We start from the raw sequence: 24,915 nt of genomic DNA, 5'->3' as shown, positions 1-24,915 counted from the left end.
GCCACCGGGTCCGGAGTTGTTCCGGGCACCGGTTGTCGCACCTCGATTCCGTCATTCCAACCGCACGGAGAGTCTGTCAGAATAGCTCCCGACACGGGGGGCGCACAGCGGGATGACCTAAGCAGAACCGGAGCGATGGAATTGAAGGACCCTATGGAGGATCGCCCTATTCCGGGAATCAACCTCGCCGCCATACCCAGCGGAACAGGGTGCCTGGAGTGCCTCAGCGGAGACGGCCCGGGTTGGTGGTTACATCTTCGCCGCTGCGCACAATGCGGCCACATCGGATGTTGCGATTCATCACCCTCACAGCATGCCAGTGCACATGCGCGCGCCGCCGGCCACCCCGTCCTGAGGTCTTTTGAACCCGGCGAGAACTGGTTCTACGAGCACACAACAAAGAAATTCTTCCGCGGTCCGCGGCTTCCGGATCCTCAGTCCAGGCCACCCGAGCAGCCGTCACCCGCCCCGGAGGACAAGGTACCGGCAGACTGGCGGGAACACCTGCACCGGTAGCCCCGGATCCGGGCCAGTGGCAGGGCCGTCGCAGCATCAACTTTGGCGATGCGCCGGTGCCGGCGGCGCAGGGCAAACGGGCAGTAAGCCTCATGTGCCTAAAATACTGACATGCCCACACTTGTTCACGAGTTTGCCTGGCCTGACCGGGTCGTCATCGGCACCACCGGCGTTCCCGGGGCGCGCACGTTCTACCTGCAGGTTCGCGCAGGTAAGCAAATTGTGAGTATCGCACTGGAGAAGCAGCAGTCGGCCCAGCTCGCCGAGAAGATTGACGAAATCCTCGATCAGCTCATCACCCTCGAGGGCAACCCCTTCAGCGTTCCCACGAGTACTCCTATCGAACTCATCGACAATGACCAGCTCGAGGCGGTCGAGGAGCAGTTTCGAACCGGAGCCATGACCTTAGGCTGGGACCCGGCGACGGCGCAGGTGGTCATAGAGGCATATCCGATTGCCGATGCCGACGCTGACGTCAACGACGAATCGCTTGATGAGAACGGCGCTGAAGTGCCCGAAATGCTGCTGGTCCGGATGCCGGTTGGCACCGCCCGCGCGTTCGCCAAGCGCACCCGCGAGGTTGTGGGTGCCGGGCGTCCCGCATGCCCGCTCTGCGGTTACCCCGTGGACGCCGACGGGCACGTCTGCACCCTGCCCGAAGTCTGATGCCGGCGCCCGACCCGCTGTTGGGGGAATCGAATAGGGCGCAGGCGCGCCCCGTCGCTGGCCCCTGAGGCATCTCCGCACGCCGATGGTCCCAGCTCGTGCAAACTTCGGCTCTGATGGTGCGGAGTTTCACCCGGGCCACCCAGCAGTACGGTCCTAGACTTTCGGCATGCACCCCTTAGCGGCAATCGGTCTGGTGTTCCTCGCCGCGATCGCTTGGACTGGCACCGTCCTGACCTTGCTGGTGGCCTTCCTCAAAGCCCGGCGCCAGCCGCCAGCTGAAGTCAGACGCGCAGCCGAGAGTGTGGAGATCCAAAGCTCCGATGAAAGGGCAGTTCAGACATAGCCGGGGACCGCCTGCTGCCGGCGGGGCGGTGCGCTGGAGTCGATGTAGTCTGCTGTAGCCGCGGAGCCCCCGGCACAATAAGACCGAGGAGGAAGAGCGGACCCGGGCGTCTGGCTGCACACCAGCGCATCGACCACCGGGCAGGGAAGTCCCTGACTGGGACTGGGTGCCAAGGATCCGCCAAGAAGGCAGGCTACTGGGCGAACGCTTCCCCGCCACGAGGGCCAGCCGTAAGATTGAGGTGCTGGGACGGCGGCGCCGCCACAGGTCTGGCCGGATGTGGTGCCGCAGGCGGCCAAAACCAGTCATCTCGTCCCAAGCGGATGCGGGCAATGAGCACGAAGAATCGCGTTTGGAGGCGGGCGGCCCTCGCAGTCGTCCTTCTTGTGTCTGGCTGTACCTATTCCACCGATGAGCCCGCACCGTCGTCAAGCTCACCGACCCCCTTCGCTTCCCTGGAGAATCAGATCGAGCTATTCCTGGATGAGGGCGCGGTGGCCGCCGTCGTACAAATCCGCTGGCCCGAGGGAGAGTGGTCCAAGGCTTACGGCGTCCGCGATCTTGAGACCAAGACCCCGGCGCAGCCCACGGACCGTGCTGAGGTCGCCAGTGTCACTAAGACCATGACGGCCGTGGCCGTGCTGAAACTCGTGGACGACCACCTGATCGGCCTCGACGATCCCGTCAACGACGTCATCCCCGGATTCACATCCGTACTCAAACCACCAGGTTCGATCACCGTGAGGCAACTGCTCAGCCACACATCCGGGATGCCAGAGGTCAACGATGCCCTGCCTCGTGATATTGACTTCCACCCCGTGCTCTCCCAGACACTCACCATGGAGCGGGGTTTCAACTGGCGGGAACCCTCCCCTGGACCCCTGCCGATGTCGGGTCTTTCAAGTACTCGAACACCAATTACCTCGCGCTCGGCCTCCTGCTCCAGACGCTGCGGCACAAACCCTTCATCCAAATCATGCAGGAGGAGGTCTTTGAACCCCTCGGTCTGAAGAACACCAGCCTGGACCGCGTTGATCCGCACGAGACGGGTCTATTACACGGCTACGTGACCCTGCGCGGTGAACGGGTAGACACCACAGACAACACCTTCGCGGTCGGCAACCCGGCAGGCGGAGCGGTATCGACGATGGAAGACCTGAACCTCCTCATGGCCGGAATCTTCCAGGGGCGGGCGGTTTCGGCGTCATCCCTGCGGGAAATGAAGACCAGTCCCGGCTTTCGCCCGTACGGGCTCGGCGTGTGGGAGCACGGGGATGGATGCTCGAAAGACTCCCGGCATGAGGGCCGGGGCTCGTTCTGGGAATACCAGACCGTAGCGGTCAGCAGCGGAGACGGGCTGTACCAAGCCGCGATGACGGTCACAACACCACCGATGCCCACGGAACTCGAGGACCCCTCCACCCAGGACAAGCGGGACTACCTGAACGGCCGGATCGAGTCCACCCTTAACGAGGCCCTGGACCGCATCTGCAGCCCGGCCAACTGATAAAGCACCTGCCGTCTCCGGTTGACGTGGACGTGGGCAGCGCTGGCATCGAGGCCTGATGGCCGCTCGACGAAGGGCCGGCGGTCTAACCCCCGCCTCCTCCGACGGGTCCTACCCAGCCACTGAAATTTCCTCTTCCCCTCTGGCGCTCATCGTCGTCCTTTCCGCAGCGGAGACAGCGCTTATACAGGCTGCCGTCCTCGGCGTGTTCGGCGTGCCACTTATGGCTGATATTCAGCTTGCACAACAGGGCCCCAAACATGGCCTTCTCCGATCGGTGCAGTGTGCCGCTCTGGCAATTTAATGATGGCCCTCGCGCGTCCTGGACGGTACTGGGAGTTACCGCAATGCTGTCCGCAGCGGCGGCTCCGCGAGGTCATCCAGGGGTTCGCGCCACTGAAGGTGCCCGGGATGGTGCGGTGAGTTCATACGCGCCGCAGTTTGCCAGCTAGAAGCTCTGAAGGGCCTGGACGAGCATGCGGTGACCCCGGGATTCGAAAGCCGTATCGCCCACAAGAAAAGCCCACACGGCTGTGCCCACCGCTTCCCTCAGCAGACCGATCCGCCAGAGATCCGGTGCCCGTGGATCCTCGCCGTAACCATCCAGGAACACCGATTCGAGGCCGGGGTCCTTCTGCCACTGCTGCGCTGAAAGCCGGCAGAAATCACTCGCGGCCGGCCTGAAGTCGAACCGGCCGAAATCGATGGCTTTGAGCTGGCCCTTATGACTGACCCAGTTGCGCGGGTGCCAGTCGCCATGAGTCGGAACCACCCGGACCGGCGAAGGGCGGTAAGCCAGCAGGCGGCGCCGGGCTTCCTGTTCCAGCCTGGCGTCGAACCTGTGGCGGCGGTCCAACCAGCTAAGAGCCTTCTGCGTAGCGTGGGCTTCATACTGATCGTCCACGCGGTGTTCCTGTCCGTGGAGCATGCTCAACAGCTGACCGGCCTGATGATGCACTTCCATGCTCAGTTCATCTGCGGTGCCGTCCACCAGGTTCCCGTCAAGATACCCGAGGACCAGCACGTTGGCGGCCCGGCTCGAGTGCAACATCCCCGGGGCACGGCCAGCAGCTGTGAGGGGGCGCGTGTACGAGGCATGAGCGGTGATCTCCCGGTGAAGGTGATGGTTATCCGGACCAGCTGCCTTGACTATTTTCGTGTGGCCACCGGCGTGGACCTTGAGGACCATCGTGTCGGTCAGTCCCCAGGACAAGTCCGCCACGAGTTCCGGCGCCCCAAGCCACCCTGCCACCAACTCCGCCTGCTGCGCAGACAGGCAGCCCCGGTCCCATCTCTCCATGCTGCGAAGCCTATCAACGCGGAATCAGGGAAGCTCATGATGCTGTGCCCCGGACGGCGGGCCGAGGCGTCGCAGCCCATACCTTCACGATCAACTCTGCGAGCTCACCCGGCCTGCTGATGAAAGGCGAGTGGCCCGAGTCAAGATCAATAGCGCTGGTGCACCTGGCAGCCATACGCTGCTGCGGTACGGGACTGCTGCGGCACGAGCAGCGCCGTCGCCCACGCACTGTCCGCCTGGGTGCAGTCTGCATACAGGGCCTGGCGGGCCCTCCCTGGTTGAATGCTGGTCGTGCCGTCCTCGTTGTACTGCATGGAGTGGTTTATTGGTGCGCCGGGCCCGCCCAGCCGGGCTGCGCTTTCCTCTGCGCCAGGCACGAACGCTGCAAGGTAGACAAGTTGCCGGATCCGCTCAAGGCCGGTAATGACAGATCCTCCATAGGAATGCCCGAGCACCAGAGGTTGGGTCCGGCAGGCATCGACTGCGTCCTGCACTGCCGCTGTGTCGGCCGCAAGGGAGCCCCGGTGAAGAAGCGGGACACGAACGTCAGCCCGCCGCGCTAGAAGAGCGTTCACCAACTTCTCGAAGTGCGCCGGCTGGTGCCACAACCCATGTACAAGGACAACCTCAGCCTGCAGTTTCATCCCCACAGCTTAGGGCTCGCGCTGCTGGCCGGGGCACCGGTGCCATGCCGCACAGCGTGGGCGGCGTTGCCCTGATTCCTGCCGGTATGTCGCTGAAAAAGGAGGACCCCGCACACGTCGTATGCGGGGTCCTCCCTGAGCAAAAGGCTGCGGCTAGAAGTCCCAGTCCTCATCTTCGGTGTTGACCGCCTTGCCGATCACGTACGAAGAGCCTGACCCGCTAAAGAAGTCGTGGTTCTCATCCGCGTTCGGGGACAGTGCCGAGAGGATTGCCGGGTTCACGTCGGTGACGGAGGCCGGGAACATGGCCTCGTAGCCCAGGTTCATCAGCGCCTTGTTGGCGTTGTAGTGCAGGAACTTCTTGACGTCCTCGGCCAGGCCCACGCCGTCGTACAGATCGTGGGTGTACTGGACCTCGTTTTCGTACAGTTCGAAGAGCAGCTCGAACGTGTAGTCCTTGATCTCCTGGCGGCGCTCCGGGGAAACGGCCTCCAGGCCACGCTGGAACTTGTAGCCGATGTAGTAGCCGTGCACGGCCTCGTCGCGGATGATCAGGCGGATCAGGTCGGCCGTGTTCGTCAGCTTGGCGCGCGAGGACCAGTACATGGGCAGGTAGAAGCCCGAGTAGAACAGGAAGCTCTCCAGCAGCGTGGAGGCCACCTTGCGCTTCAGCGGGTCATCGCCCTGGTAGTAGTCCATGACGATCTGGGCCTTCTTCTGAAGGTTCTCGTTCTCGGTGGACCAGCGGAACGCCTCGTCGATCTCCTTGGTGGAGGCCAGCGTGGAGAAGATGGAGGAGTAGCTCTTGGCGTGCACCGACTCCATGAACGCGATGTTCGTGTAGACGGCTTCCTCGTGAGGAGTCAGGGCATCAGGGATGAGGCTGACGGCGCCAACCGTTGCCTGCACCGTGTCCAGCAGGGTCAACCCGGTGAAAACGCGCATGGTGAGCTGCTGCTCGGCCGGCGTCAGCGTGTTCCACGACTGGACGTCGTTGGACAGCGGCACCTTCTCCGGCAGCCAGAAGTTGTTGACCAGGCGGTTCCAGACGTCCACGTCCTTGTCGTCCTGGATCCGGTTCCAGTTGATGGCCTCGACGTGGCTGAGCAGCTTGACCTTCTCGGTCATGACATCCCCTAAAAGTTGGGTGGTTTTCTCTAAGTTAAAGCGTACGACGGCGGGCGGGCACCCGCCGTCGTACAGGCACGTTTAGTTGAAGATTAAAGCATGCAGCTGACGCAGCCCTCAACCTCGGTCCCTTCCAGCGCGAGCTGGCGGAGACGGATGTAGTAGATGGTCTTGATGCCCTTCTTCCAGGCGTAGATCTGGGCCTTGTTGATGTCGCGGGTGGTGGCGGTGTCCTTGAAGAACAGCGTCAGCGACAAGCCCTGGTCCACGTGCTGCGTGGCGGCCGCATAGGTGTCAATGACCTTCTCGTAGCCGATCTCGTACGCGTCCTGGTAGTACTCCAGGTTGTCGTTGGTGAGGTACGGCGCCGGGTAGTACACACGCCCCAGCTTGCCTTCCTTGCGGATCTCAATCTTGGACGCCACCGGGTGGATGGAGGAGGTGGAGTTGTTGATGTAGGAGATCGAACCGGTGGGCGGCACGGCCTGCAGGTTCTGGTTGTAGATGCCGTGCTCCATGACGGATGCCTTCAGCGCCAGCCAATCAGCCTGCGTGGGGATGTGCACGTTCTTGAACAGCTCGCGGACCTTCTCGGTCTGCGGCACCCACTCCTGCTCCGTGTACTTGTCGAAGAACTCGCCGGAAGCGTACTTGGACTTCTCGAAACCGCCGAAGGTCTGGCCTGTCTCGATGGCCAGCAGGTTGGAGGCACGGACAGCGTGGTACACCACCGAGTAGAAGTAGATGTTGGTAAAGTCCAGGCCCTCTTCGGAACCGTAGTGGACCCGCTCACGCGCCAGGTAGCCGTGCAGGTTCATCTGGCCCAGGCCGATCGCGTGGCTCTGGTCGTTGCCCTTGGCGATGGACGGCACCGAGGTGATGTTGGACATGTCGGACACAGCCGAGAGCGAGCGGATGGCCGTCTCGATGGTCAGGCCGAAGTCCGGGCTGTCCATGGTCTTGGCGATGTTCAGCGAGCCCAGGTTGCAGGAGATGTCCTTGCCGGTGTCGGCGTAGGAGAGGTCATCGTTGTACGTGGTGGGCTGGGAAACCTGGAGGATCTCCGAGCACAGGTTGGACATGATGATCTTGCCGTCGATCGGGTTGGCCCGGTTTACGGTGTCCTCGAACATGATGTACGGGTAGCCGGATTCGAACTGGATCTCGGCGAGGGTCTGGAAGAACTCGCGCGCCTTGATCTTGGTCTTCTTGATCCGGGAATCGTCCACCATCTCGTAGTACTTCTCGGTGACCGAGACGTCGGAGAACGGCATGCCGTAGACGCGCTCGACGTCGTACGGCGAGAACAGGTACATGTCCTCGTCCTTTTTGGCCAGCTCGAACGTGATGTCCGGGATGACGACGCCCAGCGAGAGGGTCTTGATGCGGATCTTCTCGTCCGCGTTCTCCCGCTTGGTGTCCAGGAACCGGTAGATGTCCGGGTGGTGCGCGTGCAGGTACACGGCACCCGCACCCTGGCGGGCGCCGAGCTGGTTGGCGTAGGAGAAGCTGTCTTCGAGGAGCTTCATCACGGGGATGACGCCGGAGGACTGGTTCTCGATCTGCTTGATGGGCGCACCCACCTCGCGGATGTTGGTCAGCGCGAACGCCACGCCGCCGCCGCGCTTGGACAGCTGCAGGGCAGAGTTGATGGAGCGGCCGATCGACTCCATGTTGTCTTCGATGCGGAGCAGGAAGCAGGAGACCAGTTCACCGCGCTGCTTCTTGCCGGCGTTCAGGAACGTGGGCGTGGCCGGCTGGAAGCGACCGTCGATGATCTCATCCACCATCTGCAGGGCCAGCTGCTCGTTGCCGCGGGCAAGGTGCAGGGCCACCATGCAGACCCGGTCCTCGTAGCGCTCCAGGAAGCGCTTGCCGTCGAACGTCTTCAGCGTGTACGAGGTGTAGAACTTGAAGGCGCCCAGGAAGGTCTCGAAGCGGAACTTCTTCTTGTACGCACGGTTGTACAGCTCACGGATGAAGTTCATCGTGTACTGGTCCAGGGTCTCGCGCTCGTAGTACTGGTTCTTCACCAGGTAGTCGAGCTTCTCCTCCAGGTCATGGAAGAACACCGTGTTGTTGTTCACGTGCTGCAGGAAGTACTGGTGAGCGGCCTCGCGGTCGGCGCCGAACTGGATTTCACCGTTGGGACCGTAGAGGTTCAACATGGCGTTCAGCTCGTGATAGCCCAGCCCCTTGTAGGCGGCGGGCATCTCAGGCTTCTCGGCCCTGGTTACTTCTGTGTCTGCGACAGTCGCGTCCAAAACGTGTCCAATCCTTGGTTGACCCGGGTGACGTCTTCCGGCGTTCCCATAAGTTCAAATCGATAGAGGTGGGGTACCTTGCATTTGGCGGCGATGATGTCCGCCGCCATGCAGTAGTTGTCCCCGAAGTTTGTATTGCCGGCGCCAATCACGCCGCGGAGCAGTTTCCTGTTCTGCGGGTTGTTGAGGAACCGGATGACCTGCTTGGGAACCGACCCCTCTCCCCCGGTGCCACCGTAAGTGGGCACCACCAGCACGAACGGCCGGGTGGCGAGGAGGGGTGCGTCCTTTGCAAAGAGCGGGATCCGGGCCACCTCGCGGCCAAGCTTCGCGACGAAGCGGCTGGTGTTCTCGGATGTGGAGGAAAAATAGATGAGCTGGCTGCCGGTGTGGACCGGTTCAGCTTCATTCCGTGGACTGGCCGGCGGGGACACCTTCACGCGCTGAGCCGCGTGCATCGGAACAACCTGGTGAATTGGTGAAGCCATGTGACGATGCTCTGCTGTTGGTGCTGCCACGGGAGTCACCTCAGCTGGTTGATGGTTGCCGGCAGGAAAAGCGGAACTCCTAGGCCACGGAGGAAACGGCGGAAAGCGCGAGTTCCTCGATCTTGTCCGGGCGGAAGCCGGACCAGTGGTCCTGGTCGGTGACGACAACGGGAGCCTGCATGTAGCCCAGTGCCTTCAGGCGCTCGAGTGCCTCGGCGTCCTGGGAGATGTCAACGCTCTGGTAGGTGATGCCCTTCTTGTCGAGCGCGCGGTAGGTGGCGTTGCACTGAACACAAGCAGGCTTCGTGTAAACCGTTACGGTCATTGTTCCTGTCCCCTTTTCTGGAAAACTTGCTCGTCCGGTGTTCCCGCCCAAGCTGTATGTAGATACTACATCTAGTGCAGACGCCTCTTTGGAACCCCAAGATGATGTATTACAAGTATGTCATTTAATGCACCGTTAATCCACAGGCAGGGCGCCTCAAAATACCCGAAATCCCGGGTTTTTTGCGGTCTGGGTCCACACCCTGTGGAGTACTTAGCCACATTTAAGGCCTCCGCGTGTCGTGCTTCGGCGGCGTGTCGCGCCCCCCTTCGCCCCCATGGCAAAGGGTCCGTGACCACTACATGTAGTGGTCACGGACCCTTGGACTCTGTGCCCCGCCGCCGGGAAATCTACATCCTCCTACGGCTTGGCGGGATTGCGGTTGGCGATTGCAGTGGACAACGCGGTGGCGAAGCCGCACCACGCCGCATACGGGGCGAGCGATACCCCTGCAGCACGGTTAAGGCGATAGGTGCGGCGCACAAGATCGGCGCTGCTGGCTGCGAGCAGGGCGGCCTCGGCTGCTGCCAGCCAGGGCCTGCGTGAGCGCCAGAAGAACCAGCTCCACGATGCGTTGAGGACCAGGTTGGCCGCCAAGGCACCGCGGTACGCGCGGAGCTCCCGGCAGGAGCCCTTCCCACCTGGAGCCGGGGCGGAGGCCTCGGCGGCCCTGTCGAGCTCAGCTGCACGGTCCAGGGCGACGGCCGACGTCACCGCCAGGTCCGCGTAAAGGGCTGTCCACACCACGGGGAAGGCGATGGCCGGCGGCTGCCAGTCCGGCTTGCGCAATCTCAGGTACCAGCTGCTGCCCGGGTCCGTGGCAACTCCCCCTGCAGCCGCTGTGGCCACCGTAGCCGCCGTCGTCCAAGCCAGTGTTTTCAGTTTCACGCCTGATCCTCCGCTTCCTCTTGCTCCCGGCAGCAATTAAAGCTGCGCCTCCCGCCGGTCCAGCACAATCTGCTGCACGTCCAGATAACCGGACTGGAAGCCGGCGCGCGAGTAGCAAAGGTAGAACAGCCACATCCGTTGGAAGACGGCGTCGAAGCCCAATTCCGCCACATCCCGGGACCGGGCCAGGAACCGCTCCTCCCACAGCCGCAGGGTGGCGGCGTAGTGGTCGCCCATCCCCATGCGTTCCCGCACCCGCAAGGTGGTGTGCTGCTGGGTCACGCTCTCGATGGCCCGCACGGACGGCAGGAACCCGCCGGGGAAAATGTATTTGTGCACCCACGTGTAGGCGTCGCGGGTGGCCAGCATGCGCCCGTGCGGCATGGTGATGGCCTGGATGGCCACCTTCCCGCCCGGGGCCAGGACGCGGTCGATGGTCTGGAAGTAGATGGGCCAGTACTCATAACCCACGGCCTCGATCATCTCCACCGACACCACGGCGTCGTACTCGCCTTCCACCGCGCGGTAGTCCTGCAGGGCCACCGTCACCTGGTCCGCGAACCCGGCATCGGCAATGCGTTCCTGCGCCAGCGCCTGCTGCTCGCTGGACAGCGTGACGCTGTAAACCGTGGCACCGCGGGCAGCGGCCCGCAGGGCAAGCTCGCCCCAGCCGGTGCCGATTTCCAGCAACCGCGTCCCTTCCCCCACACCGGCTTTGTCCAGCAACCGGTCGATCTTTGCCCGCTGGGCCTCGCCCAGGAAATCCCAGGCCACCGAGGAGAGCGGTCCGGCCTTCTCAGGGAACAGCGCCGACGAGTAGCTCATAGTGGAGTCCAGGAAGTTGGTAAACAGGTCATTGGACAGGTCGTAGTGCCTGGAAATGTTGCTCCGGGTGTTTTGTTCGGCGTTGCGTTCCTGGCGGGGGGTCCGGGGTAAGTACAGCGAGCGCAGTTTCTGCAACGGCACCGGGATGAGCGTGTCCACGGAGGCAGCGAAGACCTCCAGCACCGCGGCCAGGTCCGAAGCTTCCCAGTCGCCGGCCATAAACGATTCGCCCAGACCGATCAGGCCGTTGTCGCCGATCCGCGTCTCAAAGGCTTCGGGCCGCACCATGGTCATCACGGGAGCGTCCGGGCCGCCCTTTCCCAGGACCTGGCCGTCCGGGTATTCAACACGCAGCGGGAGCCTCTTGACGGCCCCCCTGAACAGGAGGCCGGCGGCCTTTCCGGCCACTTCGGCCTTAAGGCCCGACGGCGGTTGGGCAACACCGGGCCACAGGTCAGGATCAATAACGGCGGGCGACGCCGGGACTCCGGTTGCGCTCCAGGCTGCGGGCGCGTGCCCGGCGGCCTTGTCTTCAACATGGCCTGCAGCAGTGCCATTGTCGTCAGTCATTGTCATTGAACTGCCTCCTGTGAGGTGTGGTGTGGTCTGGCGACGACGGGCAGGCGCCTTGCCCAGAGTTTGATGCCCTGTACCCGGATCAGGGCTGATACCAGCAGTGGCGCGGCAGGTGCCGCGAATGCCGCCGCAAGGATGTTCGGGATGGTGGCAGGTTGGCGCCGGCCGTCCATCGTGGCCACGAAGGGCCGGTGCCCCTCCCGCTCCAGGATGATGGATACCGCAAGCCGGTCCGCCGGCGCCGGGAGCTTCATCCGGTACTCGCCGTCGACGTCGTTGAAGGGTGAAACGTAAAAGGCCTTCGGCACCGAAGCCCGCCCCGAGGAGTCGGTCCGAAGCAGGTAGCAGTGCCGCTCCCCGTAGGTGTTGTGGACCTCGGCCACCACGCACTGCAGTTCTCCGCTGGAGCGGTAGCACCAGAACAGGGTGAGCGGATTGAAGACGTAGCCACAGACCCTGGCACTGGTCAGCATGCGGATGGGACCGCCGTCGGGTTCCACCCCCTGCGTCCGCAGGTACCGCTCCACGTTGGACCGGATGCCGGCGTCGGGATCGCCCAGGTGGTCCCCGGCACGGAACACCGCCAGCGGCCGGAGGAGGAACGGCAGGCGCGGAAGCGCGTCAACGTCGACAAACCAGCTGTAGCTCCGGTAGGTGAACGCATTTTTCAATGGGGTGCGCCGCACGTGGGAAATGGAGGTGCGGTAGATCGAGGCGTCCATGCTCATGCAGGTTCCGTGGCCAGCATGTCCCGCTCCCCCTCGCCGGCGGAGTCTTCAGGATCCGCGGCCCGCGGCACCGGCCAGCTGCGGCCCAGCTTCTCGGCGGCCCGGACCCCGGAGAGGGCGCCGTCCTCGTGGAAGCCCCAGCCAAGGTACGCCCCGGCATAGGCGATCCGGCTGTTGCCCAGCGCGGCGATGGCCTGCTGGGCCTGAAGGGATTCCGGCGTGTACTGCGGGTGTTCGTACACCATGCGCTCCAGCACGGCGGTGCCGGAGATCAGCTCCGACTCCCCCAGGCTCACCAGGTACCGCTTGCCGTCCAGGGGACTCAGCCGCTGCAGCCGGGTCAGGTCGTAGCTCACCAGGACCTTGTCCGGGCGCGCGTCGCAGGCCGGAAGCCGGTAGTTCCAGGACGCCCTGGCGTTGTCCGCTGCGGGCAGGACTGCGGGGTCCTGGTGGAACACGGTGTGGTTAACCGAGTACGGCATCCCGCCCAGCGCCTTCTTCTCCTCGGGCGTGGCGTCGGCCAGGAACCCGAGTGCCTGCGCAGGATGGGTGGCAATCACGACGGCGTCAAAGCCTTCCAGCCCACCGGCCGTTGCGAGCTCCACGCCATCGGGCAGGCGCCGGATGGCGGTGACGGGGGTGTTGAGCCGGACATCGGCCAGCGACGCGGCGAGTTTTTCGACGTAGCGGGCTGAGCCGCCGGTAACGGTGCGCCACTGCGGCGAGCCCTTGATCCCCAGCATGCCGTGGTGTCCCAGGAACGTGAAGAGGTACCGTGCCGGATAGGCCAGCGCAGTGGTGGGATCACAGGACCAGACTGCGCTGACCACGGGCGTCATGAAATGCGAGATGAAGTACGGGCTGAACTTCTCGCGCTCCAGGAACGCGCCAAGTGTCAGTTCCGGCACCCCGGCTTCGCCGCTGACAGCCGACGGCGGCGCGGTCCTGAGCAGTTCCCTCGCCTTCCGGTAAAAACGGGTGACCTCCAGCAGCATCAGCAGGTAGCGGCCGCGCAGCAGGCTGGACGGTTTGGCGATGATTCCGCGGGCACCGTCCCGCGCCCCTGCATACTCCAGCCCGCAGCCGTCGCACCGGACGGACATGCTCATCTCGGAGTCCTGGGTTTCGACGCCAAGCTCGGCGAACAGCCGCAGCAGGGTGGGATAGGTCCTCTCGTTGTGCACGATGAATCCCGTGTCCACCCCGATGACGCTTCCGTCAGGCTGCGGCATGTCGTGGGTGTGGGCATGGCCGCCCAGCCGCGAGTCGGCCTCGAACAGGGTGACGTCGTCCTGCCTGTTCAGCACATAGGCGGCCGTCAAGCCGGCCACGCCACTGCCGATCACGGCGACGCGCCGCCGGCCTGCACTTCCTGCTGGGTCAAGTGACAATTCATGCTCCTCTGCTGAACATTTGCCGCTGGGATGGGTATGCAGAGGATGGTTCGGTGCGGTGCCGGCCGCGGATGGGTGCAGTACTGTGGGCTGGTGGTAAATCCGGTGCACCTGAAGACCCTCCTGGAGGTCACGCGGCTGGGCTCGTTCGCTGCGGCGGCCGCAACACTCGGCTACACAGCCTCCGCCGTGTCCCAGCAGATGTCCGCTCTGGAGCGGGAAACGGGCGTAACCCTCTTCCAGCGGTCGGCGCGCGCCGTGATTCCTACGGAAGCCGCCGTCGTGATGACCCGGCACGCCGCCAAGGTGCTCACGGACATCGAGGCACTCATGGCCGCCGCCTCCAGAACGCAGGACACGGAAAGCCAGGAACTGCGGCTGGGGATCTTCCCCAGCCTGGCTACCTATGTTCTGCCGCGGATCCTGAAGAACCCGGCGTGGAAGAAACTCGGGATCGACCTGCGGGTGTCCGTGGCTGAACCCGGCCAGACCATCCAGGGGCTGCGTACCGGCGGGGACCTGGACCTGGCCGTGGTTTTCCAGGTGGGCCAGACCGGGTTCGCCTGGCCCAACACCATCAACCGGCAATGGATCGGCGACGACGACTTCCGGGTGGTGCTGCCTGCCGGCTGGGGTTTCCGGGCAGACGCGAAGGTGGCAGCGGACCATCTCTCGGAGATGCCCTGGATCATGCACCATCCCGGCACCAGTGACGCAATGGTCATCGAGCGGTTGTTCGCCGGCTGCAACCTGCATCCACGGGTGGTGGCGCACAGTGATGATTTCCATGCCAGCCTGGAGATGGCCGCCGCAGGGCTGGGCGCGGCCCTGGTTCCGGAGCTCGCGCTGCGGAACAAACCGGCGGGTGTGGTGGTGCTGGACGTCCCGGAGATCCGGCTGGCCCGGAACGTCTTTGCGCTGCTGATCAATGACCGGAAAACGGCACGGGTCCAGCTTTTCGTTGACCTGCTGGCCGAAACCCTCGCCGGGATGCGCACCGCGGTGAATTAGCGCAGAACGCTGGAATGGTCTGCCCTTCGGGTCTATGTTGAGATTATGAACAAGGTAGCGAGCCAGCACTTTGGGGAGATCGAGCTCAACCACGGCATGGATCATCTCTTCGCCGCCAAGCATGAGCTGCGCGGCCACCCGCTGGAGCTCGACCTGAACATCAACGCCCACGACCACTTCGATGAAGCCGCGCTCCGCAAAGTCGAGTACCGGCTTCGCTTCCTCCCCGAACTGGTGGATGAAGTCCGCGACATGATCGCCGAGGAGCTCGAGCAGGAAGGCACCAGTCCGCAGGAATACCTGCACTTCCACTGCAACGCCCTTAAGGACGAGCACCTGCGCAAGGTGTTCGGCGTCGAGCACCGAAGCCAGCTCACCAACGAGGTCTTCCTCAAAGCCCTGAAGCTTGGCCACGTAGGCATCTACCCCGGCCAGCCGGAGCGCTACTTCGTCCTGGACTTCACGCTGGGCGAGCACTTCACGGACGAAGTCCTGGTGGCCTCCGCGGACGAGGACGGCGTGGTTGACGACGAAATCGTCTGGGAGTCCTGAAGCCGGGGCTTCAGTAAGGCCCGGCGCTAAGGATCAGGTGTTCAGGATCGGGTACTAGAGATGGTGGCGGCCATGGAAACGGTTGATGACAGGCCTGGAACCTGGCGGCTGGGCTCATCCCTGCTCCTTGCCGGCATAGTGGTCTCGATCCTCGCCGGCCTGCTGCATGCGGAGTCCCACGATGCGAACGACCACGTGGCGTCGTTCACCGCCTACGCCAACAGCGGGATCTGGACAGCAGTGCACCTGGGCCAGTTCGTTGGCATGGCGTTGGTGGGCGCCGGACTGGTTTCCCTGGGCACCGCATTCGGGGTGCAGCGCCAGGCGATGGCGTGGACCGCACGGTTTGGTGCTCTTTCCGCCGCTGCGGCAGTTGCGCTTTATGCGGCCCTGCAGGCAGTGGACGGGGTGGCGCTGAAACAGGCGGCGAACGCTTGGGCAGCTGCCCCCGAGCCGGAAAGGGCGGCCCGTTTTGCCACAGCAGAAGGCATCCGCTGGCTGGAGTGGGGCATGCGCAGCTACCAAAGCATCCTGCTGGGTGCCGCGTTGGTGCTTTTGGGAGTTGTTATAGCCGCAACGCACCGCGTCTCCCGGGCTGTCGGCTACCTCATGGCGCTCTCCGGGCTGGCCTACGTGGTGCAGGGCTGGATCATCGGGGAATCCGGCTTTTCGCAAGCCAATTCCGTGCCCACGCTGGTGGGCATCGTGGCAATCACCGTCTCGTCCGTTTGGCTGGCTGTCAGCGCGTGGCGGATGAAGAAGGCGATTCCGGCCGGTCACGTTATGTGACCGCGTTCGCCCGCTTCCCAGGGCCCGGCGCGCTGAGCGCACCGGACCCTGGGCTCTCTGCGGGCTCTCTTGGTCGTATTTCGCTTTAGTTGGCAGCGGCCAGCAGATTCGCGCGGACCGCCTGGGTGGCCTTGACCAGGTTGCGCAGCGACTCCTCGGTCTCGGCGTAACCGCGGGTCTTCAGCCCGCAGTCCGGGTTGACCCAGAGCTGGCGGGACGGGACGTGCTTGACGGCGGTGGAGAGCAGCTCGGTGACTTCCTGCTCGCCGGGAACGCGCGGTGAGTGGATGTCGTAGACGCCCGGGCCTACGCCGCGGCCGAAGCCGTGGGACTCGAGGTCGTGGACAACCTCCATGCGGGAGCGGGCGGCCTCGATGGAAGTGACGTCAGCGTCCAGGCCGTCGATCGCGTCGATAATCACGCCGAACTCCGAGTAGCAGAGGTGGGTGTGGATCTGCGTGGCGTCGGCGGCACCGGCGGTGGCCAGGCGGAAGGAGTCAACGGACCACTTCAGGTAATCCGCCTGGTCTGCCTTGCGCAGCGGGAGCAGTTCGCGCAGGGCGGGCTCGTCCACCTGGATGACCTTGATGCCGGCGGCTTCGAGGTCGGCGATCTCGTCGCGCAGGGCCAGGCCCACCTGGTTGGCGGTCTCGCCCAGCGGCTGGTCATCGCGGACGAAGGACCAGGCGAGGATGGTGACCGGACCGGTGAGCATGCCCTTCATCGGCTTGCTGGTCAGCGACTGTGCATACTCTGCCCACTGGACCGTGATGGGTGCGCTGCGGGTGACGTCCCCCCACAGGATGGACGGTCGCGTGCAGCGGGAGCCGTAGGACTGGACCCAGCCGTGCACCGTGACGTCGAAGCCTTCCAGGTTCTCGGCGAAGTACTGCACCATGTCGTTGCGCTCCGGCTCGCCGTGCACCAGGACGTCGTAGCCCAGCTCTTCCTGCAGGTCCACGACGCGCTTGATCTCATCCCTCATGAGCTGCCCGTACTGCTCGTCGGTCAGCTCACCCTTGTTGTTGCGTGCGCGGGCAGAACGGATTTCGGACGTCTGCGGGAAGGAACCGATGGTGGTGGTGGGCAGCGGCGGAAGGTGCAGGGCCTCTTTCTGGGCGGCTTCACGGACCGCGTATTCGGAACGGCTGAAGTCGGCGGCCGTCAGTACTCCGGTGCGGGCGCGGACGTCTTCCCGGCGGACGCCCTCTGCGGTGGCCCGCGAAGCGATCACTGCGGTGGCTTCGCCGATGGCTGCCTCTGCGGATGCGGGATCAGCCAAGTAGGACGCAAGCGTCCTGACCTCGACGGCCTTCTGGTCCGAGAACGCCAGCCAGCTGCGGAGCTCCGCGGACAGCTGGGTTTCCTCCCTGACGTCATGCGGGACGTGCTGGGTGGAGGTGGATGTGGAGACGGCAACCTTGCCGGCCGCTGCCTTCAGGGCGTCCAGCTTGGCGGCGGAGGCAGCGAGGTCGTTGCGCCAGATGTTGTGGCCGTCAACGACGCCTGCCACAAGGGTCTTTTCGCCCAGGCCCGCCAGTGCGGCGGCGGAGGGAACGGCGCCCTTGAAAACGTCAATGTGGAGGGCGTCGATGCTGGTGGCGGCGAGAGTGCCCAGCTGGCCGTCGAGTGAACCGTACGGGGTGGAGACGAGGATCTGCGGGCGGTTGGCCGCAGCGGTAAGGACCTCGTAGGCGCGGGCCACGGCCGCTTCGATTTGGGCCGCCGGGATGTCCTGGTCAACCACCAGGGCGGGCTCGTCAAGCTGGACCCAACTGGCGCCGGCGGCCGCAAGTTTCCCGAGCAGCTCCACGTAAACGGGCAGGATGTCCTCGAGGCGGGACAGCGGGGAGAACCCGGCCGGTGCGTCGTCGGAGGCCTTGGACAGGAGCAGGTACGTGACCGGACCGACGATGTAGGGGCGGGTCTCGATGCCGTTGTCCAGGGCGAAGGCGAACTCGTCAACCTTGGCGGTGGAAGCCAGGGTGAACTTTGTTTCCGGGCCGATTTCCGGTACCAGGTAGTGGTAGTTGGTGTCGAACCACTTGGTCATTTCCAGCGGCTGCTGTTCCTTGTTGCCGCGGGCCAGGGTGAAGTAGCCGTCGATGTCCAGCTGTCCCTTGGCGTTGAGGAGGTTGCCGAATCTGGTGGGCACGGCGCCCAGGTGGGCGGTGGCGTCCAGGACCTGGTCGTAGTAGGAGAAGGTGCCCGGCACTGCGGCGGCCTCGGTCAGCCCGAGTTCCTGCAGCCGCCTGGCCGTGGCCAGCTGGATCTCCTTGGCTGCGGCGTCCAGGGCGGCAGCGTCGATCCTGCCGGCCCAGTACGCCTCAACGGCCTTCTTGAGCTCGCGGCGGCGGCCGATGCGGGGGTAGCCGAGGAGGGAGGCGGAGGGAAAGGGGGTGGTGTTTTCAGGCATGGCAAAGTTCCTTTGGTTGAAGCTGTGTTGAGGGGCCCGGATTTACAGCCGCGGGCGAAGCTGTGCGGTTGCCGCGTGCCGGTCAGCTGGCGAGCTGGCTGCGGGCAATGGAGTCCCTGCGCATGCCGGGACGGCTGCGCCGGGGAAGGGCCAGCTTGTCCAGCACTTCCAACGCGCTCTGGTGCTCGTTGAAGGTGTAGATATGGATGCCGGGAGCACCCGCATCAAGGGCGGCATTGGCCAGGTCAACGGTGGCGTCGACCCCAATGCGGAGCCGTTCGGCGTCAGAGTCGGCCGCGGCCAGGCGTGCCATCAGTTGCGGGGCCGGTTCAACTCCCGTCAGCTCGCCCAGCCGGTTGAGCCGGCGGAGGCTGGTCAGGGGCATGACGCCGGGAATGATCGGGATGGTCACGCCGGCGCGGCGGGCCCGGGTGAGCAGGTCCGCATACTGCCTGGTTTCGAAGAACACCTGGGTGATGGCAAAGTCGGCGCCGGAACGCTGCTTCGCCAGCAGCACCTCGACGTCGTGCTCCTCGCTGGGTGACTCGGGATGCCGGGTTGGGTACGCCGCCACGCCCACTGCGATCTTTCCGGCGCAAAGCAACGCCGACCGGCGCTGCTCCACCCGGCGGATGAGTTCGATCAGGTCCTGGGCGTACCGGAGTGAGCCCGTAGCCGGAGCGCTGGCTTCCTTGGGGAGGTCCCCGCGCAGGGCAAGGATGCCCCGCACCCCCGTGTCCAGGAGTTCGCCGACGATGGCGGCAAGTTCCTGCGGGGTGTTGCCCACGCAGGTGAGGTGGGCCAGCGGCCGCAGCGTGGTCTCGAGCAGGAGCCGGTTGATGAGTTCGACGGCGGTGTCCCGGTTGGATCCGCTGGCGCCGTACGTGACGGAGACGTAGTCCGGTTCAGTGGCTTCCAACTCCCGGATGGTGGTCCAGAGTGTCTCCGCTGCCGCGGGTGAACGCGGCGGAAACAGCTCGTAGGAAAGTGCCACCGGTGCGGTGTCGGAAAGGTTTGGATGTGCGTCAATGAGGCTTGGTGGTGACATTTGCGTCCTTGGCTTTGGGCCATTGGGGTCTCCCGTCGCTGAAACAGGGCAGGAAAGCCGGCAATGAATTTGAGTTTGGGAACACGGAGGGACTTCACGCCGGACGCAGCCGCGACTGTTACGCCTTGAATGAAGTAGTCCGTGAGCAAATGTCAGGCCCACATGGGGGCACCCACACCCTCCGGAACGGAGGATCGCTGACACGTTACCGCGGTAACTTGTTTAAGACTCTAGGGGCGCCGCGGTGCCGGTACAAGTCCGCGCCGAATTAAGACGCACTTTTACGGGCTGTTTCTTTCCGCAGCAGAATTTTCTTCGCCCGTGGCGGCTTTCTACCAGGGCCGGTCCGGCGCCGTCCCATTGCTGCTGTCCAGGTATTCTCCCCGCTCCCGCCCGCTGTTCCGCTCCCGCTGCGCCTGCCGCGAATTATCCTGGAGCTGGTCCAGTTGGCCCTGCTGCGGATCGCCTTGCCCGTCGTCCTGGGGTGATTGCTCCCCCGGCGCAGGGGTGGGGGCTGCAGGCTGACCGGCGGCGCCAAGTTTGCCGTCCAGCCGTTCCCGGGCCTCCGCCAGCCGGCCGCCGGCTCCGGCTTCCGCATCCGGGGACAGGCATCCTTCCGGTGCCTGCCCGGCGGTTGCCAGGGCGTCCTTGAAGAGGGGAATGGCCGACGCCGCGTCCCCGGCCTGGAGCCGCTGGTCACCCAGGCGTTCCAGCACCAGGACAAGGTTCACCCGGACCAGGCATTCGTCTGCGGAGCCGGCAGGGACCATGCCCAATGCCTGTTCGAACAGGGTCCGGGCAGTTCCGTAATCACCTGCAAGCACCGCCGCGTCACCGGCGGCGAATAGTGCCTTGTGCGGTTCCAGCACGTTGACTGCGCCGAGTCCCCCGGCCGCGGCGTCCACAGCGGCCGCGTTTCCAGCCGCGAAGCCGGCGGCGGCATGGTCGGCAAGGACGCCGAGGCTCAGGAGTTTGGCGGCAAGGCACAGCGCCAGGAGTACCGGCACGGCCGACCACAGCAGCAGGCGGCGCCTTTGGGTCCTGGCGTTCACCGGGCCCCTTCCTTTCGGCGGGTGGGCGGCAGTCCGTGAAGCTGCCGGATGATGCGCGCCGCTTCCGGCAGGGCCAGCAGGAAAGCGCCGGCCGCGAAGATCCAGTACAGCTCGGTTCCGGCCGCCAGCGAAGCGTCTTCATCCGCCCGTTCCACTTTGGCGGGGTGCGTCTGCTGCATCATATCCGCCACCGGATCGCCGGCGGCGCGGTGGACGTAGGGCACACCAAGCTGGCCGGCGATGTTCCGCAGCTGCCCCTCGTCGATGACGGACAGGGCGTCCCCGCTGCTGCCGGACCGGTTGTCCTGTACATAGGTGCCACCGTTGTTCCCTTGGCCGGTGTCTTCCTGGACGGTGTCTTCCTGGCCCGTGTTTTCCTTCATCCGGCCGCCCCCGGGCGTGCCGTAGCCAAGGACCGCTCCCCCGCCCACCAGGCCGCCGTCGAGGTTCATGGCCTCCGGCTCCCTGCCACTGGTCTGCTCGCCGTCCCCCAGGTAGTACACCAGGCGGGGCCTGCCGGGCTGGCTGTCGCGGGCAGCGGCCAGCCGCTCGGAGAGCACCCGCCTGGCCGCGGTGATGCTGCTGCCTTTGGCGTAGGCCGTCACCTGTGGTTCGAGGACATCCGTAATGGTTTCCAGGGCCAGGGTATCCGTGCTGAGCGGCATGCGGACATGCGCGGTTGTGTCGAACGTGATGAGCGAAAAGCGTGCGCCGGGCAACTGTTCGGCGATGGCCATGATGTCTTTCCGGACGCCCTCCAGCCGTGGGGTGCCGCTGCCGTAGTCCTCGGCCACCATGCTGGTAGTGGTATCCACCACGAAGAACACGTTGAGGTCCGTGGTGGCAGCCCGGACCGATCCGCCGGGCAGGCCGGGCCGCAAGGCCGCCACGAGGACCAGCAGGACAACGGCCCCGCGCCGCAACCATGCCCTGCTGCGGACGCCGGTGGGCTGCAGCCGCCAAAGCACGGCGCACAGCACCAGCGCAGAAAGCACCGCGACACCCAGCGGCAGGCCAGGGACCTCCGAGAACACAGCCCGGGGCGCCCCCTGCATGGCAGCCGTCTCGGTCCGCTCAACGGCCGTGACAATGCCGGCCACCGCATCAGGGTTGTCCAGGGCGTAGTACTTGCCCCCCGTGGACTCCGCGGCAGCACGCAATTGGGCGCCGGGCTGGTCAGGACCGGAACCGTAATCCAGATCGCCCGGGTTCAGGGCGTGGACGTGGACGGACCGCTCCGTGGCAAGCCGCGCGGCCTGGTCCAGGGTCATGATCGGCTCGCCGGAAAGGAAGTTGTCCGTGGCCAGCACCACCGACCGCGAGCGCTGGGCTGCGCTGCCCTTGCCGGTTTCGCTGCTTTCCCTGCCTGTGGCCTTGCCGGCTTGGTTGGGGAAGCTGTTGAGGCAGGACGCCAGCCCATCCCCGATCAGCGACGAGCCCCTGCCGCTCCACGTGCCGTCGAGGAATCCGGAGCTGCCAGGTTTGCCGTCAAACGCGTCTTTCGCGAGTTGGAGCTGCTCCTGGGCGTAGGCGTAGTCGTCGGTCAGCGGAAAGACCTGGACGGCGCTGCTGTCGAAGATGGTCAGGCCGATCCGCTCACCGTCAAACTTCCGGGCCAGGCCGGCAAAGACGTCCACCACTGCCGCATCGGCGCTGCTCATGGATCCGGACGCGTCCAGGCAGAGCATGATGTCGCGGTTGTGCTGCTCAGGACGGATGGTGGACACGTCAACGGGGCGTGCTGCGGCAACAGCCGTGGAAGCCAGCAGCACGGCACAGGCGGTTCCGGCCAGGACCAGCCGCCGCCGGTGCCGGCGGACTGCTGCCTGGTATTCCGGCAGCGCAGTGAGCCTGTCCCCATGGGCCACGTGCCGTCGTCGTCCGTGGTCCCGCCCGTTGCTGCGCAGCCCAACCCACGCCGCAAGTGCCGCTGCGGCCGCCGCCAGCACCAGCAGCCACCCGAACATCAGCTCCACGCGCGCACCGCCGCCGAGGCTTTCGCTGCGGATGCAGACACGGAGGGCAACGGGCCGGGGCCGAACTCAGCAGGGTAGAGGGCTTTCACGACGCCGGCCGCAGCCGGGAGCGGGTGCCGCACCAGGTCCTGGTGGGTCATCCTGGTGGCATCCACGCCCGTTGCGTCGCGGACGAACTGGCGCAGCAGGAGGCTGATTTGCTGGTGTGCCACCCGTGCCTCGAGATTGCCGTCCGCCGCTGCCCGGTCCACGTCGTTGATGCGCTGCAGGTAGGCGGCCTTGAGCGCCGGCAGATCGGTCAGGGCGGACCGGCCCGGACCGGACCTGTCAGGTCCGGGCCGGTTGGACGCGCGGGTGGTGGCAAGCACGACCGCGTACCATCCTGCCACCAGGACCAGCAGCGCTGCGCCGGACCACATCCAGACGGGGCTGTACTGCAGCGGGCCGTAGAATCCGGGATCAGCCTGCACGCCGGTGCCTCTCCAGGAGGGCGAAGAGACCCGTGATGACGTCCGCGCTGCCCGCCACTTCCCCTTCCGTGATCCCGGCCCCGCGGAGCATGGCCTTGCGGGCCGCGTCGCGCTCAGCGGTGGCTTTCGTGTAGGCGGCTTGCACCGCGGCGGACGTTGCCGGCTGCCAGGCAAGGAAGGTGGAGTCGGCCACGCTGAAAGAATCACCGCGGGCGATGGGATCCGTCCCGGCCTGGCGGGATGGTGCCAGTTCTGCGTCCCTGACGGTCAGCCAGAGGATCTCGTGCTGGGCGCGGAGCCTGCGCAGCAGCTGGCCGGTGGCAGCGTCCGCGGCAATTTCGTCCGCGACGACGAAAAGCAGGTGGCGTCCCTTCACGTTGCGCGCCACATGGTGGAGCTGGTCCTGGATCCTGCTGGCTGCCGCTTCAAGGTTCGCATGGGAGTCCACGTGCTTCAGCAGCCGTTCCAGGTGGGCCTCGCCGCCCTTTGCCGGCAGGGAACGCGTCGCCGCCGAATCGCCGCACACCAGCCCCACCAGGTCGCCGTGCCGGTGGGCCAGGTAGCCCAGGACCCCCAGGGCAAGCACCGCGATGTCCTTCTTGACTTCCCCCGACCGCGCCTCCGCCGCCATGTTGCGTCCGGTGTCGGTGACGAGGAGGACAGTCTGCCGGCGGACGGCGACGTAGCGTTTGATCAGGGGTGAGCCGTGGCGTGCGGATGCCTTCCAGTCGATGTCACGGACCTCGTCACCGGGCACGTAGGCGCGCAGGTCGTCGAAGTCCAGGCTTCGGCCCCTGAACACGGAGCCGTATTCGCCGTCGAGCATGCCGCGGGCTTTGCGGTGCGCGAAGATGGCCATCTTCGACTTCACACGCTGGAGGAGGCCGGCCATGGGGTTCAGGGAGTCTGGACGGCGGCGACGACGGCGTCGATCACCGATTCCACCGGGACCTGCTCGGCCACCGCGTCAAAGTTCAGGATCAGCCGGTGCCGCAGCACCCGGTGGGCCAGCGATCTGATGTCCTCCGGGATGACATGGTCCCGGCCGCTCAACAATGCCACGGCGCGGGCGGCCTGGCTGAAGGCGATGCTTGCGCGGGGGCTGGCGCCGAACTCGATGAACCCGGCGAGCCGGGCGTCAATGTACTGGGAGGCGTGGCGGGTGACGTAAACCAGCCCCACGATGTAGTTGATCAGCGCAGGGTCGATATAGATGCGCCTGGTCAGTTCCTGGATTTCCCTGATGGCATCCAACGAGGCGGCCGCCGCCGGCTTCTGTTCCGGGGTAAAGACGCCGGCGTCGATCCGGGCGATGATCTGGGCCTCTTCAGCGGGGCTGGGGTAGTCCAGTACGTCCTTGAGCATGAAGCGGTCCATTTGGGCTTCGGGCAGCAGGTAGGTGCCCTCCTGCTCGATGGGGTTCTGGGTGGCCAGGACCAGGAACGGCGAGGGCAGGCGGTAGTCCTGGCCGCCAATGGACGTCTGGCGTTCCTGCATGGCTTCAAGCATGGCACTCTGGGTCTTGGCGCTGGAGCGGTTGATTTCATCCAGCAGCACGATGTTGGCGTGCACGGGGCCAAGCTGGGTGCGGAAAGTTCCCTTGGCGGCATCGTAGATCTGGGTGCCCACAATGTCGCTGGGCAACAGGTCAGGGGTGCACTGGATCCGGCGGAACTCGGCGCTGACCGCTTCCGCCAGCGTTTGCGCGGCAGTGGTTTTGGCAAGTCCCGGGACGCTCTCCAGCAGGATGTGCCCGCCGGTCAGCAGCCCCACCAGCAACGATTCGCGCAGCCGTGACTGCCCCACCACCTTGGAGTCGAAACTGCGTGAGATGTTGGCGGCCACCTGCTGCGCCCTGGCCAGCTCCGCAGGCTGGATTCTTGCGGGCATGCTGGTCGAAAGCACTGATCTTCCCCCTGATGACGGTGATGGGCGCGCGGACCGGGCCGGCCGTGTCCCGCCCGCCATCCTATCCAAGCCCGCCGCCCGGAGCCCGGCAATGGGCA

Annotated in this window: 24 protein-coding genes; 7 read left to right on the top strand and 17 right to left on the bottom strand. The window is 65.3% G+C overall.

The features are described from left to right. Positions 1–153: 153 nt before the first annotated feature. The 4 genes from QFZ57_RS13890 (at position 154) to QFZ57_RS13875 (ending at position 3,035) form a co-directional block, all read left to right on the top strand. Positions 154–516, top strand: a complete 363-nt coding sequence (locus tag QFZ57_RS13890; RefSeq protein ID WP_306632521.1) for a UBP-type zinc finger domain-containing protein — start codon at positions 154–156, stop codon at positions 514–516. Between the two features lie 111 nt (positions 517–627). Next, on the top strand, positions 628–1,182 hold the full coding sequence (locus tag QFZ57_RS13885; RefSeq protein WP_306900642.1) for a DUF3090 domain-containing protein: 555 nt from the start codon (positions 628–630) through the stop codon (positions 1,180–1,182). Between the two features lie 678 nt (positions 1,183–1,860). Then, positions 1,861–2,538 (top strand): serine hydrolase domain-containing protein, encoded by a 678-nt coding sequence (locus QFZ57_RS13880; RefSeq protein WP_306900641.1) that lies wholly within the window; start codon positions 1,861–1,863, stop codon positions 2,536–2,538. Further along, positions 2,466–3,035 (top strand): serine hydrolase, encoded by a 570-nt coding sequence (locus QFZ57_RS13875; protein ID WP_306901584.1) that lies wholly within the window; start codon positions 2,466–2,468, stop codon positions 3,033–3,035. Before QFZ57_RS13880 ends, QFZ57_RS13875 begins: the two co-directional genes overlap by 73 nt. A gap of 448 nt (positions 3,036–3,483) precedes the next feature. Here the strand turns inward: QFZ57_RS13875 and QFZ57_RS13870 are convergent, their stop codons facing one another. The 10 genes from QFZ57_RS13870 to QFZ57_RS13825 all read right to left on the bottom strand — a co-directional run bounded on the left by QFZ57_RS13870 (position 3,484) and on the right by QFZ57_RS13825 (position 13,592). After that, positions 3,484–4,335, bottom strand: coding sequence for a phosphotransferase (locus QFZ57_RS13870; protein ID WP_306900640.1), 852 nt, complete (start codon positions 4,333–4,335; stop codon positions 3,484–3,486). Between the two features lie 146 nt (positions 4,336–4,481). Beyond that, positions 4,482–4,979, bottom strand: a complete 498-nt coding sequence (locus tag QFZ57_RS13865; protein ID WP_306900639.1) for an alpha/beta fold hydrolase — start codon at positions 4,977–4,979, stop codon at positions 4,482–4,484. 153 nt (positions 4,980–5,132) lie between these two features. Then, positions 5,133–6,107 (bottom strand): class 1b ribonucleoside-diphosphate reductase subunit beta, encoded by a 975-nt coding sequence (nrdF, locus tag QFZ57_RS13860; protein WP_066276547.1) that lies wholly within the window; start codon positions 6,105–6,107, stop codon positions 5,133–5,135. 92 nt (positions 6,108–6,199) lie between these two features. After that, positions 6,200–8,320 (bottom strand): class 1b ribonucleoside-diphosphate reductase subunit alpha, encoded by a 2,121-nt coding sequence (gene nrdE / locus QFZ57_RS13855; protein ID WP_306632520.1) that lies wholly within the window; start codon positions 8,318–8,320, stop codon positions 6,200–6,202. Between the two features lie 20 nt (positions 8,321–8,340). Then, the gene (gene nrdI / locus QFZ57_RS13850) at positions 8,341–8,829 is read right to left on the bottom strand and encodes a class Ib ribonucleoside-diphosphate reductase assembly flavoprotein NrdI (RefSeq protein ID WP_306901583.1); all 489 of its coding nucleotides are present in this window, start codon (positions 8,827–8,829) and stop codon (positions 8,341–8,343) included. Positions 8,830–8,938: 109 nt separating this feature from the next. Then, positions 8,939–9,184 (bottom strand): glutaredoxin-like protein NrdH, encoded by a 246-nt coding sequence (nrdH, locus tag QFZ57_RS13845; RefSeq protein ID WP_013601222.1) that lies wholly within the window; start codon positions 9,182–9,184, stop codon positions 8,939–8,941. Positions 9,185–9,544: 360 nt separating this feature from the next. After that, positions 9,545–10,072 carry a TspO/MBR family protein gene (locus tag QFZ57_RS13840; protein ID WP_306900638.1) on the bottom strand — a complete coding sequence of 176 codons (528 nt, stop codon included), beginning with the start codon at positions 10,070–10,072 and terminating at the stop codon, positions 9,545–9,547. A gap of 36 nt (positions 10,073–10,108) precedes the next feature. Then, complete coding sequence (locus tag QFZ57_RS13835) at positions 10,109–11,473, bottom strand: class I SAM-dependent methyltransferase (RefSeq protein WP_306900637.1); 1,365 nt, start codon at positions 11,471–11,473, stop codon at positions 10,109–10,111. Further along, a complete protein-coding gene (locus QFZ57_RS13830) occupies positions 11,470–12,201 on the bottom strand; it encodes a DUF1365 domain-containing protein (RefSeq protein WP_306900636.1) in 732 nt (243 codons plus the stop codon). The genes QFZ57_RS13835 and QFZ57_RS13830 overlap by 4 nt, the downstream gene beginning before the upstream one ends. Then, positions 12,198–13,592, bottom strand: coding sequence for an NAD(P)/FAD-dependent oxidoreductase (locus QFZ57_RS13825; RefSeq protein ID WP_306900635.1), 1,395 nt, complete (start codon positions 13,590–13,592; stop codon positions 12,198–12,200). The genes QFZ57_RS13830 and QFZ57_RS13825 overlap by 4 nt, the downstream gene beginning before the upstream one ends. 96 nt (positions 13,593–13,688) lie before the next feature. Between QFZ57_RS13825 and QFZ57_RS13820 the strand changes: the two genes are divergently transcribed. From QFZ57_RS13820 to QFZ57_RS13810, 3 genes are all read left to right on the top strand, one after another. After that, complete coding sequence (locus QFZ57_RS13820; RefSeq protein WP_188573030.1) at positions 13,689–14,606, top strand: LysR family transcriptional regulator; 918 nt, start codon at positions 13,689–13,691, stop codon at positions 14,604–14,606. Between the two features lie 45 nt (positions 14,607–14,651). Further along, entirely contained in the window at positions 14,652–15,158 is a 507-nt protein-coding gene (locus QFZ57_RS13815; RefSeq protein WP_306630938.1) for a DUF2004 domain-containing protein, read from the top strand. Between the two features lie 72 nt (positions 15,159–15,230). Continuing rightward, positions 15,231–15,947 (top strand): DUF4386 family protein, encoded by a 717-nt coding sequence (locus QFZ57_RS13810; RefSeq protein WP_306900634.1) that lies wholly within the window; start codon positions 15,231–15,233, stop codon positions 15,945–15,947. A gap of 85 nt (positions 15,948–16,032) precedes the next feature. Here QFZ57_RS13810 and metE read toward each other — a convergent pair whose 3' ends face one another. The 7 genes from metE to QFZ57_RS13775 form a co-directional block, all read right to left on the bottom strand. After that, complete coding sequence (gene metE / locus QFZ57_RS13805) at positions 16,033–18,363, bottom strand: 5-methyltetrahydropteroyltriglutamate--homocysteine S-methyltransferase (RefSeq protein ID WP_306900632.1); 2,331 nt, start codon at positions 18,361–18,363, stop codon at positions 16,033–16,035. An 82-nt stretch (positions 18,364–18,445) separates the two neighbouring features. Continuing rightward, positions 18,446–19,411, bottom strand: a complete 966-nt coding sequence (locus QFZ57_RS13800) for a methylenetetrahydrofolate reductase (protein WP_306630935.1) — start codon at positions 19,409–19,411, stop codon at positions 18,446–18,448. A 332-nt stretch (positions 19,412–19,743) separates the two neighbouring features. Then, positions 19,744–20,463, bottom strand: coding sequence for a hypothetical protein (locus QFZ57_RS13795; RefSeq protein ID WP_306900630.1), 720 nt, complete (start codon positions 20,461–20,463; stop codon positions 19,744–19,746). Next, complete coding sequence (locus QFZ57_RS13790) at positions 20,460–22,430, bottom strand: vWA domain-containing protein (protein WP_306901582.1); 1,971 nt, start codon at positions 22,428–22,430, stop codon at positions 20,460–20,462. The genes QFZ57_RS13795 and QFZ57_RS13790 overlap by 4 nt, the downstream gene beginning before the upstream one ends. Further along, a complete protein-coding gene (locus QFZ57_RS13785; protein ID WP_306900628.1) occupies positions 22,430–22,909 on the bottom strand; it encodes a hypothetical protein in 480 nt (159 codons plus the stop codon). The genes QFZ57_RS13790 and QFZ57_RS13785 overlap by 1 nt, the downstream gene beginning before the upstream one ends. Further along, on the bottom strand, positions 22,899–23,801 hold the full coding sequence (locus QFZ57_RS13780; protein ID WP_306900627.1) for a DUF58 domain-containing protein: 903 nt from the start codon (positions 23,799–23,801) through the stop codon (positions 22,899–22,901). The genes QFZ57_RS13785 and QFZ57_RS13780 overlap by 11 nt, the downstream gene beginning before the upstream one ends. Positions 23,802–23,806: 5 nt before the next feature. Beyond that, positions 23,807–24,814, bottom strand: coding sequence for an AAA family ATPase (locus QFZ57_RS13775; RefSeq protein WP_306900625.1), 1,008 nt, complete (start codon positions 24,812–24,814; stop codon positions 23,807–23,809). Between the last annotated feature and the right edge of the window lie 101 nt (positions 24,815–24,915).

Origin of the sequence: Arthrobacter sp. B1I2, from assembly GCF_030816485.1 — a bacterium.
GTDB lineage: Bacteria > Actinomycetota > Actinomycetes > Actinomycetales > Micrococcaceae > Arthrobacter.
The sequence above is the reverse complement of the archived record's forward strand: the minus strand, read 5'-3'. Positions and strand labels throughout refer to the sequence as shown.

Bases quoted from the DNA above. Each gene is read 5' to 3' on its own strand.
- nrdH (WP_013601222.1), bottom strand. From the start codon at position 9,184: ATGACCGTAACGGTTTACACGAAGCCTGCTTGTGTTCAGTGCAACGCC.
- QFZ57_RS13865 (WP_306900639.1), bottom strand. From the start codon at position 4,979: ATGAAACTGCAGGCTGAGGTTGTCCTTGTACATGGGTTGTGGCACCAG.
- nrdF (WP_066276547.1), bottom strand. From the start codon at position 6,107: ATGACCGAGAAGGTCAAGCTGCTCAGCCACGTCGAGGCCATCAACTGG.
- QFZ57_RS13830 (WP_306900636.1), bottom strand. From the start codon at position 12,201: ATGAGCATGGACGCCTCGATCTACCGCACCTCCATTTCCCACGTGCGG.
- QFZ57_RS13870 (WP_306900640.1), bottom strand. From the start codon at position 4,335: ATGGAGAGATGGGACCGGGGCTGCCTGTCTGCGCAGCAGGCGGAGTTG.
- QFZ57_RS13880 (WP_306900641.1), top strand. From the start codon at position 1,861: ATGAGCACGAAGAATCGCGTTTGGAGGCGGGCGGCCCTCGCAGTCGTC.
- QFZ57_RS13835 (WP_306900637.1), bottom strand. From the start codon at position 11,473: ATGACAATGACTGACGACAATGGCACTGCTGCAGGCCATGTTGAAGAC.
- QFZ57_RS13885 (WP_306900642.1), top strand. From the start codon at position 628: ATGCCCACACTTGTTCACGAGTTTGCCTGGCCTGACCGGGTCGTCATC.
- QFZ57_RS13800 (WP_306630935.1), bottom strand. From the start codon at position 19,411: ATGTCACCACCAAGCCTCATTGACGCACATCCAAACCTTTCCGACACC.
- nrdI (WP_306901583.1), bottom strand. From the start codon at position 8,829: ATGCACGCGGCTCAGCGCGTGAAGGTGTCCCCGCCGGCCAGTCCACGG.
- QFZ57_RS13890 (WP_306632521.1), top strand. From the start codon at position 154: ATGGAGGATCGCCCTATTCCGGGAATCAACCTCGCCGCCATACCCAGC.
- QFZ57_RS13815 (WP_306630938.1), top strand. From the start codon at position 14,652: ATGAACAAGGTAGCGAGCCAGCACTTTGGGGAGATCGAGCTCAACCAC.
- nrdE (WP_306632520.1), bottom strand. From the start codon at position 8,320: ATGCCCGCCGCCTACAAGGGGCTGGGCTATCACGAGCTGAACGCCATG.
- QFZ57_RS13790 (WP_306901582.1), bottom strand. From the start codon at position 22,430: ATGTTCGGGTGGCTGCTGGTGCTGGCGGCGGCCGCAGCGGCACTTGCG.
- QFZ57_RS13780 (WP_306900627.1), bottom strand. From the start codon at position 23,801: ATGGCCGGCCTCCTCCAGCGTGTGAAGTCGAAGATGGCCATCTTCGCG.
- QFZ57_RS13810 (WP_306900634.1), top strand. From the start codon at position 15,231: ATGGAAACGGTTGATGACAGGCCTGGAACCTGGCGGCTGGGCTCATCC.
- metE (WP_306900632.1), bottom strand. From the start codon at position 18,363: ATGCCTGAAAACACCACCCCCTTTCCCTCCGCCTCCCTCCTCGGCTAC.